This window comes from Leptobacterium flavescens, assembly GCF_010671605.1.
Taxonomy (GTDB): Bacteria; Bacteroidota; Bacteroidia; order Flavobacteriales; family Flavobacteriaceae; genus Leptobacterium; species Leptobacterium flavescens.
The window spans coordinates 384,111-398,184 of sequence record NZ_JAABOO010000002.1; the positions used below are offsets into that span (position 1 = coordinate 384,111).

A 14,074-nucleotide genomic window follows, 5' to 3' on the forward strand; every position below is an offset into this window, starting at 1 on the left:
TAATTTCTCCGCTTTTTAGAAAACTTTGTAAGGAATTATAAACATCACGATCATGAAAACAAAACAATATTTTTTATTGCTGCTTGTTCTAACGGCAAACTCGGTTTTTGCACAATTTAAACTGGATGCGGATGTGCGTCCGCGTTTTGAGTACCGTCACGGTTTCGGGGATCTGTTTCCCGATAATACCGATCCGGCGGCTTTTATATCTCAAAGAACAAGACTTAATGCAGCATATGCCCTCGAAAATATAAAACTGTTTGTAAGTGTTCAGGATGTTAGGGTTTGGGGAGATGTGCCTCAATTGAACAGTGCAGACAATAACGGGTTTTCACTTCACCAGGCCTGGGCCGAGTTATTCCTGGATCCGAATTTTTCGGTTAAACTAGGGCGGCAGGAAGTTATTTATGACGACAGCCGGATCTTTGGAAATGTAGATTGGGCACAACAAGGAAGAAGCCACGATCTGGCACTTCTGAGATATAATAAAGATAGCTTCCGATTTGATGTCGGGTTCGGGTTCAATCAGAGCGGACAGGCATTGACCGGAAACGTGCTGACAACTCCCAATACCTATAAAGCCATTCAGTATGTATGGTTGCATAAAGACTGGGCAGATTTCTCCGGAAGTTTTCTTTTCCTGAACAATGGCCTTCAGTTTGTAGATCCTGCAGATGAAGATAATACGGACACCCGCTACAGTCAGACGGTAGGTACCCACCTGGTTTATGCTAAGGATAGCTGGAAGCTACAATCCAATCTTTTCTATCAGTTCGGGAACGATGTTAATGACAATGACCTGAGTGCTTATCTGCTTTCTCTGGATGCTAATTACAATATCAACTCCAAATGGAGCTCGGGATTGGGCGTAGAACTTATAAGCGGAAATGATAATGGTGCCCCTTCCGGTGGAAATAATGACGCTTTTAATCCTTTTTACGGAACCAACCACAAGTTTAACGGGCTGATGGATTATTTCTATGTAGGGAATCATATTAATAATGTTGGTTTACTGGACCTTTATGCCAGAGTTAAGGTAAAATGGGATGAGAGATCCGATACCAGTCTGGTAGTACACAATTTTTCTGCTGCTGCAGACATTGCAGGAAACGATTCCAAACAACTGGGTACGGAAGTAGATATTGTGTACAGCAGAAAGATCTATAAAGATGTTATACTCAAAGCCGGATACTCTCATATGTTTGCTTCGGAAGGACTTGAGGTAATCCGCAATAACTTTGATAATAACACAAATAACTGGGGTTGGGTGATGCTTATCATCAAACCTACCCTCTTCGACACTAAAAAATAAGTTATACAGAATTAATGAGCAATGTTAAGATAATTGATCCTGCTACTGCAGTATCACACGTTAAATCGGGAGATCGCCTCTTTTTTCAGGGAGCTGCAATGACACCGAACGAATTGATTGAGGCACTTTGCCTGAGATATAAAGAATTAAGGGATGTAGAGATCATCCAGGCACATACCGAAGGAGAAGCAAAATATATGGAAGCTCCCTGCAGTGAAGCTTTCAGGCTGAACAGCTGTTTTGTAGGTAGCAATGTGAGGAACGGGGTGAATAAGAACAACGGAGATTATATCCCTATTTTCCTCAGTGAGATCCATTGGCTTTTCAGGCGGAATATCCTTCCGCTGGATGTTGCCTTTATACAGGTATCTCCGCCCGATCGTCACGGATATTGCTCCCTCGGAACTTCGGTAGATATCACCTTACCGGCAATTCAAACAGCCAAAATGGTTATTGCCCAGATCAATCCGCAGGTCCCAAGGACCCATGGTGACGGGATTATCCATATAGATAATATAGACTACGCTATAGAAGTAAACAGGCCTATTCACCGAACGGAACAGGGCCTACCGACCCCTATTGAGAGTCAGATAGGAAAGTATGTGGCAGAACTCGTAGAAGACGGGGCAACCCTGCAGATGGGAATAGGAAATATTCCGAATGCGGTACTAAATAACCTGGGGAATCATAAACGTCTCGGGATACATACCGAAATGTTCTCCGACGGTATCCTCCCTCTGGTAGAGAATGGTGTGATTACCGGAGAAGAAAAGGAACTGAAAACCGGAAAACTGGTTACCTGCTTTGCTGTGGGGTCCAAGAAGTTATACGACTTTATGGACGACAATCCCCTGATACACTTTAAGGAAGCAGCCTATACCAACGATACTTCCCTGATCAAACTCAACCCAAAGGTAACGGCTATAAACAGTGCCATAGAAATAGATCTTACCGGACAGGTATGTGCAGATACTATAGGCACCTATCAATATTCGGGAGTTGGAGGTCAGATGGACTTTATTCGTGCTGCTTCACTTTCGGAGGGCGGGAAAGCCATTTTCGCCATGCCTTCGATAACAGCCAAGGGTATTTCCAAGATCACTCCTTATCTGAAACAAGGGGCCGGTGTAACGACCACCAGAGCGCACGTTCATTATGTGGCAACCGAACAGGGAGTCGTGGATCTTTTCGGAAAAAGCCTGAAACAACGTGCAAAGGCATTGATATCCATAGCGCATCCCGATCATCAGGAAGCACTCGAAAAAGAAGCTTATCTGCGTTTTAAGATCTGATATGATCCAGATCATAAAAAATGACCGGAAGTTCATTGAACTTTGTACAGGAATTTAAAGTAAAGTACAACTAAAATAATATAGCATGAACGCCATAGAAGATAAAACGGTTGCAGAAGTTGTATCCGAAAACATTAAGACCGCTCACATATTTAAGAAACACGGAATAGATTTTTGCTGTGGAGGCGGGATCAGTATCAAAAAAGCCTGTGAAAAACAGGAAGTCGATTACAAGCTGATAGAAGAAGAATTACTAAATGTGGATGCGGACGTTTCCAGAGCCTATGACTATAACAACTGGAATCTGGATTTTTTGATAGACCATATCATCAATGTACATCACACCTATGTGGAGGAATCGATTCCCCTGATCATTCAGTATTCAGACAGAGTAGCCAAGGTTCACGGGCACCATTATACCGAAGTGGTAGAGATCAACCGTCTGTTTAAGGAAGTAGCCGGAGAGCTGGCAGCTCACCTTCAGAAAGAAGAGATCATTCTTTTTCCGTATATAAAAAAGCTTCTCGCTATGCAGAAGGAAGGAGTTAAAACAACACCTCCCCCATTCGGTTCGGTCAACAATCCCATCCAGATGATGGAAACCGAACATGAGGATGCAGGTGATATTTTTAAACAGATAGCACTTTTAAGCAATAATTACACTCCGCCGGAAGGAGCCTGTAACACATTTAAGGCTTTGTATTCCAAGTTACAGGAGTTTGAAGATGACCTTCACAGGCATATACATCTGGAAAACAATATTTTACACCCCAAGGCATTGGATCTTGAAGCATCGTTGGCATAGATCCTGTTCGATTTGATTTTTGATGACGGCCCGTTCTCCAAAGGATGGGCCGTTTTATTTCGGAAAAACCATAGCTTTTGAACGTAAAACCCACAAGTCTCTGAAATGTTGATAATTAAGCCGTAAACCCCCTCTGTAAAACGCCTTATTTATTGTATATTTATATGACAAATGTCATATTTTCTCTTTTTAAAAAGTTAGTTCTTTACGATATAAAACCAACTCTCATGCCTATTAAAAGTTATTTGGCCTATCCGGTAAAAGGCAAGCGACAGGAACTCTTAAATGTTCTCCAGAATATGGAAGAATGTGAAGTTGTTCCGGCAGAGAATCACGACGTGATTGTCGTGGTTTCCGAAACTTCCAATGGAAAGGAAGAAGATATTCTACAAGAAAAATTAAACGCTATAGAAAGCCTGCAAATGCTTTCGATGGTATCTGGATTTGAAACCCGCAATTAAGAAAAAGCTATGTATCAATCACTAACTAACAGAAGAAGTTTTATAAAGAAAATGGCAATGCTTTCAGCTATGACTGCAGCTGCCAGTATGTTTCCGGGGATCCTTTTTGCTGAAGATCAGGAAAAGGCACTCCCTAAAGGAAAGAATTTAAGCTGGAAAAAAGCGCCTTGCCGTTTCTGCGGTGTGGGATGCGGAGTTCTTATCGGTACGGAGAACGGGAAGGCTATTGCGGTTAAAGGAGATCCTAAATCCCCTGTCAACAAAGGGCTTTGCTGTGTAAAAGGCTACCACTCGGTAATGGCAATGTACGGGAAAGACCGTCTTACCAAACCTTTGGTAAAAAAGAACGGGCGTTATGTAGAAACTTCCATGAAGGAGGCTCTCGACCTGGTAGCTTCCAAAATGAAAGAAACCATTAGCGAACACGGGAAAGATGCGGTTTCTATCTACGGATCCGGACAATGGACCATCCCGGATGGCTATGTGGCATCCAAATTATTTAAAGGATGTATCGGAACCAATAATGTAGAAGCGAATGCACGTTTGTGTATGGCCAGCGCCGTAACCGGTTTCCTTACCTCTTTCGGTCTGGATGAACCTATGGGATGTTACGAAGATATAGATCATGCGAATGTTTTTGTTCTCTGGGGTAACAATATGGCGGAGATGCACCCGGTGCTTTTCTCGCGCCTGCTGGATCAGCGGATGAAGAGAGGTGTCAAGATCATCGATTTTGCTACCCGGACCACCCGAACCAGTGCTGCTGCAGACAAATCCATTCTCTTCAGGCCGCAAACAGACCTGGCCGTTGCCAACGCTATCTGTTATGAGATTGTAAAGAACGGATGGGTAAATACTTCATTCGTTGAAGATCACTGTAATTTTAATAAAGGGCTTACCAATATGGGATATGGCCTTGAAGATAAATACAAGTTTACCGATAAGCCTGAAAAGATCGATTTTAAGGCGTATAAAAAATTCCTGGAGGATTACAGTCCGGAAAAAGTAGAAAAGATCTCTGGTGTATCTGCCAAAGACATCAAATATATGGCGGCTCTTTACGGAGATCCGAATAAAAAGGTAATGTCGCTTTGGTGTATGGGGCCGAATCAGCATTCCAGAGGTACGTGGATGAATAACCTGATCTACAATATACATTTGTTAACAGGAAAGATCTCCACACCAGGGAACAGTCCTTTCTCTTTAACGGGACAACCCAGTGCCTGCGGAACTGTTCGTGAAGTAGGTACCCTGACCCATAAATTGCCTCATGGGGTGGTTATGAATAAGGAACACCGGGAGTTTGCTGCAAAGATCTGGGATGTACCTGCTGAGAATATTTCTCCAAAACCCACCTACCATACCGTAGAGATGTTCAGGGCTCTGGACAGAGGAGATATTCGCTTTATGTGGATACAGGTTACCAATCCTATGGTTACGATGCCTAAGCTCAAGCGATACAGGGATGCTACCAAAAAAGAGGGACGTTTTATTGTGGTCTCTGATATATACCCTACTCCTACTACGGATATTGCCGATGTGATCCTGCCCTCTGCTATGTGGGTAGAAAGAGAGGGAATGTACGGGAATTCGGAAAGACGGACCCAATACTTCGAGCAAATGGTAGAGCCACCGGGAGAGGCATTGAGCGATACCTGGCAGATCGTGGAGGTTGCCAAACGCCTAGGTTATGAAAAACAATTCTATTATAATAAAGATACCCATATAGAAGAGATCTATACGGAATACAGAAGGCATCACGAGGGGAAAAAGCACAATATGGCTCCCCTGGAAGTTCTCAAAAAAGAGCCCGGAATGCAATGGCCTTATGTGGAAGGAAAGCCTACCAAATGGCGTTTCCACTCCAAATACGATCCTGCCTGTACCAAAGAGGGTTACGATTTTTACGGTAAACCCGACGGAAAAGCGATCATCTGGCAAAGACCTTATGAACCTGCTGCCGAAGAACCGGATAAGGACTATCCATTCTGGCTTAATACGGGACGGGTTGTTGAACACTGGCATACAGGTTCCATGACACGAAGGATCCCCGTATTGCACAAGGCGATGCCACATGCGTATGTAGAACTGAATCCCGGAGATGCAAAACGCATGCAGGTACGAACAGGAGATCCGGTAAAACTCACCACCCGAAGAGGAAGTATCACCTTACCTGCTTCGATAAATGAGAGAGGTGTTCCGACACCCGGACAGGTATTTGTTCCTTTCTTTGATGAGAATATGCTTATCAATGATATTACACTGGATTCTTTCTGTCCGATCTCCAAAGAGCCCGATTATAAGAAATGCGCCGTGAAGGTGGAAAAAGCATAAGCATATGAAAAGACTCACCATCATACTTTTGTTTTCCCTGCTCATGCTGGCCTTTATAATTATCTGGGGATACAGCTACAGAACATCCAGGGAAGAAGCATATATTCCGATAGAGAAGAATGAAGTTGTCATTCCTTCGGAAGCCGGGGTCTTTGAACGATCTGAATTTGCGGCAGAATATGCCAATATTCCGGTAGATGAAAATCACTTCAGGACCTTAGAGACCTATTATGACAACAGGGCCTATCACGGTGCCCCGCCGAGTATTCCGCATCCTGTGGAGAGTGAGATCAGTATGGGAGGAAAAGTATGTCTTAAATGCCATCAGAATGGAGGATTTGTAGAAAAATACAGTGCTTATGCTCCTGTAACCCCCCATCCGGATATGATCAATTGCAGGCAGTGTCATGTAGCTGAGAATGCTTCCAATCTCTTTAAGGAAACCAACTGGGAGAAAAAGGATGCTCCGGCCGTAGGTGTAAATAACGCTATGGAAGGAAGTCCGCCGGTAATTCCCCATCAGTTACAACTAAGGGAGAATTGTCTTTCCTGTCACGCAGGGCCCAGCGCCCCGGTAGAAATAAGGGTTACCCACCCCGAACGTATTAACTGCAGGCAATGTCATGTACTAAACGATAAAGAGATCCAGGATATAGGCCATTTTATAAGAAAGAACAATGAGCAACAATAACATCTATATTTCCAAGAGTAGCTTCTGGCTGATTTCGGTTATTCTTATCATCAGCTTTTCGTGTAAGCATGAAAAGGATGAATATCATACGATAACCGATAAGATCGAAGCGGAGAGCAAAAAATACCATCATGATAGTATTATGGGCCTTGAAAACCACCTGGAAGGTCTTAAAATGATAGAGATAAGTGAAGGCGGGCATACTTTCCTGATCCCTGAGCGCAAAAGTGCTATTACTTCTTATTCCTGTCTTGAGTGCCATTCCACTTCATTAAAGGAATTAAAATCCGAAGGAACAAAGAAGGCACATTGGGATATACAGCTGGCTCACGCCAATGAAAATACGATGAATTGTGCTACCTGTCATAACGGGAACGATATGAATCAGCTGCAGAGCCTTACAGGTAATCAGATCGATTTTAACAACAGTTATCTGTTGTGCAGTCAGTGTCACTCCAAACAGTTTGAAGACTGGAAAGGCGGAGCTCACGGGAAACGCATTAACAGCTGGACGCCTCCCCGGGCCTCTATGAGTTGTGTGAATTGCCACAATCCGCATCAACCACATTTCGAAAGCAGATGGCCGTCACGCTATAACACGGAAAAGGTAAAAGAACGTCAGTAATATTCTTAAAATATTATCAGTATGAGCAAAGAAAATAAAAAATGGTTCTCTCTAAATCTCGGTTCCGGGAAAAGCAGCCAGAAATGCGGCTGCGGAAACGAGAAAGGGAGTTGTTCCTCAGAAAATAAACCGCAAGAGCATAAAGACGGATTCCAACAGGTATTTGACGTTCAGATGAGCAGGAGGACCGCTTTTAAAAAGCTCACTGCCAGCCTGATGATTGGTGCCGGAGCTGTAAGTACCTCCTGTAGTATGTTCAGTGGCGATGAATCTAAGGAAAAAGCGCAGATAGACTGGGAAGAACAGTTTAAAGGAAACTACAAGTTAATGAGTGATGAGGAGAAAGAGGCAACGGTAAACCGTCTGGTGCGCTCTTACGAATTGCGCACGGGTAAAACCATCAGCATGTCCTCCACCAATGCCAATGAGAATGTATTGTTCGGTTATGCCTTTAATATTTCCAAATGTCAGGGTTATATGGATTGCGTAAACGCCTGTGTAGAGGAAAATAATCAGGACCGAAGTACACAGATGCAATATATCCGTATTCACGAAATGGAAGACGGGAAAGGCTTTAATTTTAATGAAGCCGATGATAATTATTATCACGAAGTTCCTGCCGCAGGACATTTTTATATGGGAACCCAGTGTTTTCACTGCGATAACCCTCCCTGTGTGGATGTGTGCCCCGTTCAGGCTACCTGGAGAGAAGAGGACGGCCTGGTGGTTATAGATTATGACTGGTGTGTCGGCTGCCGCTATTGTATGGCTGCGTGTCCTTACGACGGACGTCGTTTTAACTGGAAGACTCCGGAGGTTCCTGAAGAAGAGATCAATAAAAACCAGCATTACCTGGGGAACCGCCTGCGCAAAAAAGGAGTTATGGAGAAATGTACTTTTTGCGTTCAACGTTCCAGAGCAGGAAAAAACCCTGCTTGTGTTGAGGCCTGCCCTACCGGAGCAAGGATATTCGGTAATCTCCTGGACCCCGAAAGTGAGATCAGATGGGTCCTTGAAAACAAAAAAGTATTCAGACTAAAAGAAGACCTCGGTACCGAACCCAAGTTCTGGTATTTTATGGATTAGTCACGCAACGAGAAAACTACACCTATGGCATTTTTTAAAGTTTTTGGAAGTTTAGTAAAAGACAGCTTAAGAGTTACGACCCACGGGTCCAGACACTATCATATTTGGATGGCCTTTCTCACCTTTATTATGTTGGTGGGGATGTATTGTTATTCCATACAGATCGAACATGGCCTTAGTGTTACCGGAATGACAGACAGAGTCAGCTGGGGGCTTTATATCTCGAATTTCACCTTTCTGGTGGGAGTAGCCGCCGCCGCGGTCATGCTGGTGCTTCCGACCTATGTTTTGAAGGACGTCGATTTTAAACAGGCTGTGCTTATCGGGGAAGGTCTTGCTGTTGCCGCTTTATTGATGTGCCTCGCTTTTGTAGTGGCAGATATGGGAGGTCCTGCCGTTCTCTGGCATATGATCCCCGGTATAGGAGTATTTAATTTCCCTAATTCCATGCTTACCTGGGATGTAATTGCCCTTAACGGATACCTGTTCATTAATATTACCATCCCTCTTTATATCCTGGTGATGCATTATCAGGGAAAGACACCTAATCCCAAGATCTATATTCCGGGAGTATTTATATCGGTGTTCTGGGCAGTGGGAATTCACCTGGTAACCGCATTTCTTTATCAGGGATTACAGGCGCGTCCTTTCTGGAACAATGCGCTTTTGGGTCCGCGTTTCCTCGCATCCGCTTTTGCAGCAGGTCCGGCGCTCATTATACTTGTTCTGGCTATTATCCGCAACTTTACCAAGTTCGTTATAGAAGACAAGACCATTAAAAAAATAGGAATGGTAGTGGCTGTTGCGGCGCAGATCAACCTGATCATGCTTGCTTCGGAATTGTTCAAGGAATTCTATGCTCCTACCCATCACAGTGAAAGTGCCTATTATCTTTTCTTCGGTCTGGAAGGAAAGACCGCTCTGTTACCATGGATATGGACCGCTATTCCGTTAAATATCCTGGCTACCGTACTCCTCACCTTTCACAAGCTGAGAAACAACCTGAATATCCTTTATTTTTCATGCTTAATATTGTTTATCGCCATCTGGATAGAAAAAGGCTTTGGTCTTATCGTACCTGGCTTTATTCCCGGCCCCTGGGGTAAGATTGCCGAATACACCCCTACCGGGATCGAGATCGGGGTTACGCTGGGCATCTGGGCAATGGGAGCTTTTATCTTTACTATCCTTGCCAAGACTTCAATCAAAATAGAATCGGGGGAATTACGATTTAGAGGGAAGAAGTGAATTGGTTTTTAGTTGTTTGTTGTCACACCTTCACTAAAGTTTCGGTGCACGTTGGTGGTTGTTGGTTTTTAGTTGTTAGCATTTAGATATTGGCAATTGAAATCTGATCATTGGTGCTTTGTCACCTCGAGCGCAGTCGAGAGATGGAATTTGGAGCTTGGGATTTGGTTGTTAGTTGATGGTTGATAGTATTGTCCCCTTGAGGGGACCTTAGGGGTGTAGAGTAGTTAGTACTGAGTACAAAGTATTGAGTATTGAGATTGATTGTTCGATTTGAAAATTTGGAAATTGAGTATTCAAAACTTAACATTCAACATTTCTCAGATCTAATATCTCACTTCTCAGATCTGGTATTTGGTAATTGATCATTGGTTATTGAAAAGAATGTCAGTTCGAGTTTTTTCCGCAGGAAAAAGTATCGAGAACTGTTAAATACCAATAAACACAAAATTTGATTCTCGATACAATCCCTCTGGGATCACTCGAATTGACAAATTTTGTTTCACTCATTTGGAATTTGGTTATTGGTTGATCGATTTAAAGATCAAACATCTAAAACCCAACATTCAACCTTTAACAGGCGAACAATTCATCAGAAAATCTATAACCTTTTCCTTTGGCATTTCACAGGGTTTGAGGAGGTGATCCTTGGATGTGATATAAAAATTAAGGCTGATAAAATCGTTCCCGGCAAGTTCTTCAGCATAGATCTTATAACTGCTTCCCCCGTTGAAAACCGTTTTATTCAGCCCGTATTTTTTATTTCTGTAAAACACTTCGCTATAACCTTCGCGAAGTTCTTCTATCTTATCCAGTAAAGACATTGCAATCAGCTAACGGTAACCTTGAGTTTATCTCTGTGCATTTGTCTGAGCTTATTCAGCTTAGGTGTAATGACAGCAGAGCAATAGCCCTGGCTCTGGTTATTCCTGTAGTAGTCCTGGTGATAATCTTCAGCTTCATAGAAAATATCCAGCGGACTCAACTCAGTTACTATCGGATCCTGATAATAGGAAGCCAGTTCTTTTAAAACTTCTTCAGCGACCTCCTTCTGCTTCTCATCGTGATAGTAAATAACAGATCTGTATTGGGTTCCTCTGTCCGCTCCCTGCCTGTTAAGAGTGGTTGGGTCGTGACTGGTCATAAAAACAGTAAGGATATCCTTAAAAGAGATGGTATCAGCATCAAAAGTCAACTGAATAACTTCAGCATGTCCGGTCAAACCTGAACAAACCTCCCTGTAAGTAGGTTTCCCGGGAGCATTTCCTCCGCTATATCCCGATACTATAGTTTCTACTCCCTTGATTTCCTGAAATACCGCTTCTACGCACCAGAAGCATCCACCACCCAGAGTGGCGGTCTCTATATTTTTGTTATTCATTGTTTATAATTTTAATCGATTCGGAATTCACACAAAAACGTAGTCCACTGGGTTCCGGGCCATCCGGAAAAACATGTCCGAGATGGGCATCACATACATTACACATGATCTCTACCCTGATCATCCCATATGAAGTGTCCTTTTCATACTTAATAACATTGGGCTTTATGGGTTGGGTGAAACTGGGCCATCCGGAACTGGATTCATATTTTATACTGGAATCGAACAGCTCGGTATCACAACAGATACAGCTGTATTTTCCAGCATCATAAATACTGCATAATTCTCCGGAAAAAGGTTTTTCGGTTCCCTTAAGTCTGGTAATCCTGAATTGTTCTGGGCTTAACTGAGCCCTCCATTCTTCTTCTGTTTTGGCGACGCGTTTATCCGGGCTTGGATTTCCGCTAACCGCATAGTGCATGACATCTTTCCACTTTATCATACTTTCTCCTTTCGTTAATTAAAGTTTAGAATATAGGTCTTGAGTATATAAATAGTCGGAAGGAAATGAAGAAAATTTCTAAAATATACCGATCATTATTTCCTTATTTCACTACAATTTCACCCAGGCATTCCACTTTAAAGATACTGAAGAAATTAAAATCTATATAGCCTATGGATATAAAATGCTAATAAAAAACCACTTAACCTAAAAAACGGGATCAAATGGCTTTGAGCAGCCCTCCGTCTATAGGGATATTACTACCTGTGATATAGGATGCGTATTCGGATGCCAGAAATGCTACCAGATAACCGTATTCCTCAGGCTTTCCAAAGCGTTGCATAGGAACCTGCATTTGCATCTGCTTTTTGAGCTGATCCAGGTCCACTCCTTTTTCTCCGGCTACTTTCCTGTTTATTTCATCCAGTCTTTCGGTATCAAAGTACCCGGTAAGAATGTTATTTACCGTGATATTATCTTTAGCGAGTTCTTTGGAAAGTGTTTTGGCCCAGCTTACCAATGCAGTTCTTATTGTATTTGATAAAACCAGGTTTTGTAAAGGCTCGGTCACGCTTACCGAAGTAACATTAATGATCCTTCCGAATTGCTGCTTTTGCATATGCTCAATGGCAAGCATCGTCGTATACTGAACGGTCTGAAAGAGAAGATCGAATGCTGACTGATAATCGGAAGCCTGTTTGTCAAAGACAGTTCCGGCACTGGGTCCGTTGGTATTATTTACCAGGATATCTACTGCATTCTCCTTAAAGAAGGCAGATATTATTTTTTTAAAAGCTTCGAGATCTGAAAAATCCGCCACCAGATACCGGTGCTTCTGACCCTGGCTGGTATCCAGTTCGGAAATTACTTTTCTGAGTTTGTCCTCATTTCTTGCCATCAGGCATACCGATGCTCCTGCTTTTGCCAATTGTACAGCAATAGCTTTTCCCAGTCCCCTGCTGCTTCCTCCTACAAGGGCTTTCTTGTCTTTAAACGAGATCTCCATTACTTATACTCCTCTCTTGCCGGGCAAAAAGTGTCCAGTATTTTACAATCGGTCAGCGCTCTTCCGGAATGTTCTGCATGGGAAGGGATCACCACAACGGTTCCGGGTTCGTAAATACGGCTTTCACCGTTAACAGTGAGTTCAAACCTTCCTTCAAGTACCTGAGAGGTCTGTTCATGATGATGAGAATGGGCCGGTAAGGCAGCTCCTTCCTTTATATCCCAGAAAGCAAGCGTGGAATTCTCTCCATGTACAAAACGCCCGCTAAAACCGGGCAATAATTCTTTGGCTTCTATATCTTCAATACGATAAATCATAGTACTGGTGTTTATTCTATAAATGTAATTGAAATATCATAAAATACACAGGTCAAACAACAGTGAATTTGTTAAATATTACGCAACCATTTTTTCTTTCCTGTATCTATCAGGTAACTCAATAAGCAAACAGATCATGAAAAAAAATCTCTTTTACTTTTGCATCATATGCAGCTGTGTTCTCACTGCCTGCTCTGAAGATGATACCGATATTGAAACCTTGTGGGTAAATGAGGCCAGGGTAAGTTGTATGGGCTTTGTAGAACAAATGTGCTATGAGATCCAGGAAACCGAAAATCTGGGTACGGACTGGAGTTTTTTCTATGACCCCATTGAGGGTTTTGATAATCTGTATGAAGAAGGTTTTATCTACAGGATAGTCGTGGAAAGAACAGAAGTCCATAACCCTCCTCAGGATGCCAGTTCGGCCAGATACAAACTGGTCAGGATCATTTCTAAGGAGACACCTTAAACCATGTTACAGGATAACTGATTTCTAATTCGCTAGTTCACAGATATTTGTTTTTTTAAGAGTTTCTGACTACATTGTTTTAGCTTTGAAGAAGTATCTAAACTTTTAGTACAAACCTAAACCGTAAAAATTATGTCTGAAACTAACAAACCGCCAATGTCTTTCTGGATCATCAGTGTCATTGGTTTACTGTGGAACCTGATGGGGGTACTGGCCTATATCGGCCAGGCTTTTATTACCGAAGAAGCCCTTGAATTGCTACCCCCGGAACAAGTAGAATTTATGAACAATACACCTGCCTGGGTAACAGCAGCTTTTGCCATTGCTGTCTTTGCAGGTATGCTGGGTTGTATTGCATTGCTGATCAGGAAAAAGTGGGCCACTCCCCTGCTGATCCTTTCATTTATTGCCGCATTGGCACAAACCGTTCATAATTTTGCCATGACCAATGGTTATGAAGTATTTGGAGGTACAGGTCTGATCATGCCTGTCTTGGTAATCCTTATCGGGATCTTCCTGATCCGTTTTTCCAGGAGTTCTACAGCTAAAGGATGGTTATCTTAAAAAGAATAATAAACAAATTAAAAGCCCTGACGATCTCT

16 protein-coding genes are annotated in these 14,074 nt (G+C 42.7%); 11 read left to right on the plus strand and 5 right to left on the minus strand.

Features of this window, described 5'->3' with window-relative positions:
- Window positions 1-52: 52 nt before the first annotated feature.
- The 9 genes from GWK08_RS09390 (at window position 53) to dsrP (ending at window position 9,854) form a co-directional block, all read left to right on the plus strand.
- Window positions 53-1,312 carry an alginate export family protein gene (locus GWK08_RS09390; RefSeq protein ID WP_163606724.1) on the plus strand — a complete coding sequence of 420 codons (1,260 nt, stop codon included), beginning with the start codon at window positions 53-55 and terminating at the stop codon, window positions 1,310-1,312.
- 14 nt (window positions 1,313-1,326) lie between these two features.
- Window positions 1,327-2,604 (plus strand): acetyl-CoA hydrolase/transferase family protein, encoded by a 1,278-nt coding sequence (locus GWK08_RS09395; RefSeq protein ID WP_163606725.1) that lies wholly within the window; start codon window positions 1,327-1,329, stop codon window positions 2,602-2,604.
- Between the two features lie 85 nt (window positions 2,605-2,689).
- Complete coding sequence (ric, locus tag GWK08_RS09400) at window positions 2,690-3,409, plus strand: iron-sulfur cluster repair di-iron protein (protein WP_163606726.1); 720 nt, start codon at window positions 2,690-2,692, stop codon at window positions 3,407-3,409.
- 227 nt (window positions 3,410-3,636) lie between these two features.
- Window positions 3,637-3,870, plus strand: a complete 234-nt coding sequence (locus GWK08_RS09405) for a hypothetical protein (RefSeq protein ID WP_163606727.1) — start codon at window positions 3,637-3,639, stop codon at window positions 3,868-3,870.
- A gap of 9 nt (window positions 3,871-3,879) precedes the next feature.
- Window positions 3,880-6,204 carry a molybdopterin-dependent oxidoreductase gene (locus tag GWK08_RS09410; protein WP_163606728.1) on the plus strand — a complete coding sequence of 775 codons (2,325 nt, stop codon included), beginning with the start codon at window positions 3,880-3,882 and terminating at the stop codon, window positions 6,202-6,204.
- Window positions 6,205-6,208: 4 nt separating this feature from the next.
- Window positions 6,209-6,895, plus strand: coding sequence for a nitrate reductase cytochrome c-type subunit (locus GWK08_RS09415; protein ID WP_163606729.1), 687 nt, complete (start codon window positions 6,209-6,211; stop codon window positions 6,893-6,895).
- The gene (locus tag GWK08_RS09420; protein ID WP_163606730.1) at window positions 6,882-7,520 is read left to right on the plus strand and encodes a multiheme c-type cytochrome; all 639 of its coding nucleotides are present in this window, start codon (window positions 6,882-6,884) and stop codon (window positions 7,518-7,520) included. Before GWK08_RS09415 ends, GWK08_RS09420 begins: the two co-directional genes overlap by 14 nt.
- A 21-nt stretch (window positions 7,521-7,541) precedes the next feature.
- A complete protein-coding gene (locus tag GWK08_RS09425; protein ID WP_163606731.1) occupies window positions 7,542-8,606 on the plus strand; it encodes a 4Fe-4S dicluster domain-containing protein in 1,065 nt (354 codons plus the stop codon).
- A 24-nt stretch (window positions 8,607-8,630) separates the two neighbouring features.
- Window positions 8,631-9,854, plus strand: coding sequence for a sulfate reduction electron transfer complex DsrMKJOP subunit DsrP (gene dsrP, locus GWK08_RS09430; RefSeq protein WP_163606732.1), 1,224 nt, complete (start codon window positions 8,631-8,633; stop codon window positions 9,852-9,854).
- A gap of 566 nt (window positions 9,855-10,420) precedes the next feature.
- Here the strand turns inward: dsrP and GWK08_RS09435 are convergent.
- The 5 genes from GWK08_RS09435 to GWK08_RS09455 all read right to left on the minus strand — a co-directional run bounded on the left by GWK08_RS09435 (window position 10,421) and on the right by GWK08_RS09455 (window position 13,000).
- A complete protein-coding gene (locus GWK08_RS09435) occupies window positions 10,421-10,678 on the minus strand; it encodes a peptide methionine sulfoxide reductase (RefSeq protein ID WP_163606734.1) in 258 nt (85 codons plus the stop codon).
- Window positions 10,679-10,683: 5 nt separating this feature from the next.
- Entirely contained in the window at window positions 10,684-11,235 is a 552-nt protein-coding gene (gene msrA / locus GWK08_RS09440; protein ID WP_163606736.1) for a peptide-methionine (S)-S-oxide reductase MsrA, read from the minus strand.
- Window positions 11,228-11,677, minus strand: coding sequence for a peptide-methionine (R)-S-oxide reductase MsrB (gene msrB / locus GWK08_RS09445; RefSeq protein WP_163606737.1), 450 nt, complete (start codon window positions 11,675-11,677; stop codon window positions 11,228-11,230). Before msrB ends, msrA begins: the two co-directional genes overlap by 8 nt.
- 220 nt (window positions 11,678-11,897) lie before the next feature.
- Entirely contained in the window at window positions 11,898-12,683 is a 786-nt protein-coding gene (locus GWK08_RS09450) for an SDR family oxidoreductase (RefSeq protein ID WP_163606739.1), read from the minus strand.
- Window positions 12,683-13,000 carry a cupin domain-containing protein gene (locus GWK08_RS09455; protein WP_163606740.1) on the minus strand — a complete coding sequence of 106 codons (318 nt, stop codon included), beginning with the start codon at window positions 12,998-13,000 and terminating at the stop codon, window positions 12,683-12,685. Before GWK08_RS09455 ends, GWK08_RS09450 begins: the two co-directional genes overlap by 1 nt.
- Before the next feature lie 136 nt (window positions 13,001-13,136).
- Between GWK08_RS09455 and GWK08_RS09460 the strand changes: the two genes are divergently transcribed.
- Together GWK08_RS09460 and GWK08_RS09465 are read left to right on the plus strand one after the other, a co-directional pair.
- Window positions 13,137-13,472, plus strand: coding sequence for a DUF4377 domain-containing protein (locus GWK08_RS09460; protein WP_163606741.1), 336 nt, complete (start codon window positions 13,137-13,139; stop codon window positions 13,470-13,472).
- Between the two features lie 132 nt (window positions 13,473-13,604).
- On the plus strand, window positions 13,605-14,036 hold the full coding sequence (locus GWK08_RS09465; protein WP_163606743.1) for a hypothetical protein: 432 nt from the start codon (window positions 13,605-13,607) through the stop codon (window positions 14,034-14,036).
- The last annotated feature ends 38 nt before the right edge of the window (window positions 14,037-14,074 follow it).

Excerpts from the sequence above, each read along its gene's own strand:
- GWK08_RS09415 (WP_163606729.1), top strand. The coding sequence starts at position 6,209 with ATGAAAAGACTCACCATCATACTTTTGTTTTCCCTGCTCATGCTGGCC.
- GWK08_RS09465 (WP_163606743.1), top strand. The coding sequence starts at position 13,605 with ATGTCTGAAACTAACAAACCGCCAATGTCTTTCTGGATCATCAGTGTC.
- ric (WP_163606726.1), top strand. The coding sequence starts at position 2,690 with ATGAACGCCATAGAAGATAAAACGGTTGCAGAAGTTGTATCCGAAAAC.
- GWK08_RS09435 (WP_163606734.1), bottom strand. The coding sequence starts at position 10,678 with ATGTCTTTACTGGATAAGATAGAAGAACTTCGCGAAGGTTATAGCGAA.
- GWK08_RS09450 (WP_163606739.1), bottom strand. The coding sequence starts at position 12,683 with ATGGAGATCTCGTTTAAAGACAAGAAAGCCCTTGTAGGAGGAAGCAGC.
- GWK08_RS09455 (WP_163606740.1), bottom strand. The coding sequence starts at position 13,000 with ATGATTTATCGTATTGAAGATATAGAAGCCAAAGAATTATTGCCCGGT.
- GWK08_RS09420 (WP_163606730.1), top strand. The coding sequence starts at position 6,882 with ATGAGCAACAATAACATCTATATTTCCAAGAGTAGCTTCTGGCTGATT.
- dsrP (WP_163606732.1), top strand. The coding sequence starts at position 8,631 with ATGGCATTTTTTAAAGTTTTTGGAAGTTTAGTAAAAGACAGCTTAAGA.
- msrA (WP_163606736.1), bottom strand. The coding sequence starts at position 11,235 with ATGAATAACAAAAATATAGAGACCGCCACTCTGGGTGGTGGATGCTTC.
- GWK08_RS09460 (WP_163606741.1), top strand. The coding sequence starts at position 13,137 with ATGAAAAAAAATCTCTTTTACTTTTGCATCATATGCAGCTGTGTTCTC.
- GWK08_RS09405 (WP_163606727.1), top strand. The coding sequence starts at position 3,637 with ATGCCTATTAAAAGTTATTTGGCCTATCCGGTAAAAGGCAAGCGACAG.
- GWK08_RS09425 (WP_163606731.1), top strand. The coding sequence starts at position 7,542 with ATGAGCAAAGAAAATAAAAAATGGTTCTCTCTAAATCTCGGTTCCGGG.
- GWK08_RS09390 (WP_163606724.1), top strand. The coding sequence starts at position 53 with ATGAAAACAAAACAATATTTTTTATTGCTGCTTGTTCTAACGGCAAAC.
- msrB (WP_163606737.1), bottom strand. The coding sequence starts at position 11,677 with ATGATAAAGTGGAAAGATGTCATGCACTATGCGGTTAGCGGAAATCCA.
- GWK08_RS09395 (WP_163606725.1), top strand. The coding sequence starts at position 1,327 with ATGAGCAATGTTAAGATAATTGATCCTGCTACTGCAGTATCACACGTT.
- GWK08_RS09410 (WP_163606728.1), top strand. The coding sequence starts at position 3,880 with ATGTATCAATCACTAACTAACAGAAGAAGTTTTATAAAGAAAATGGCA.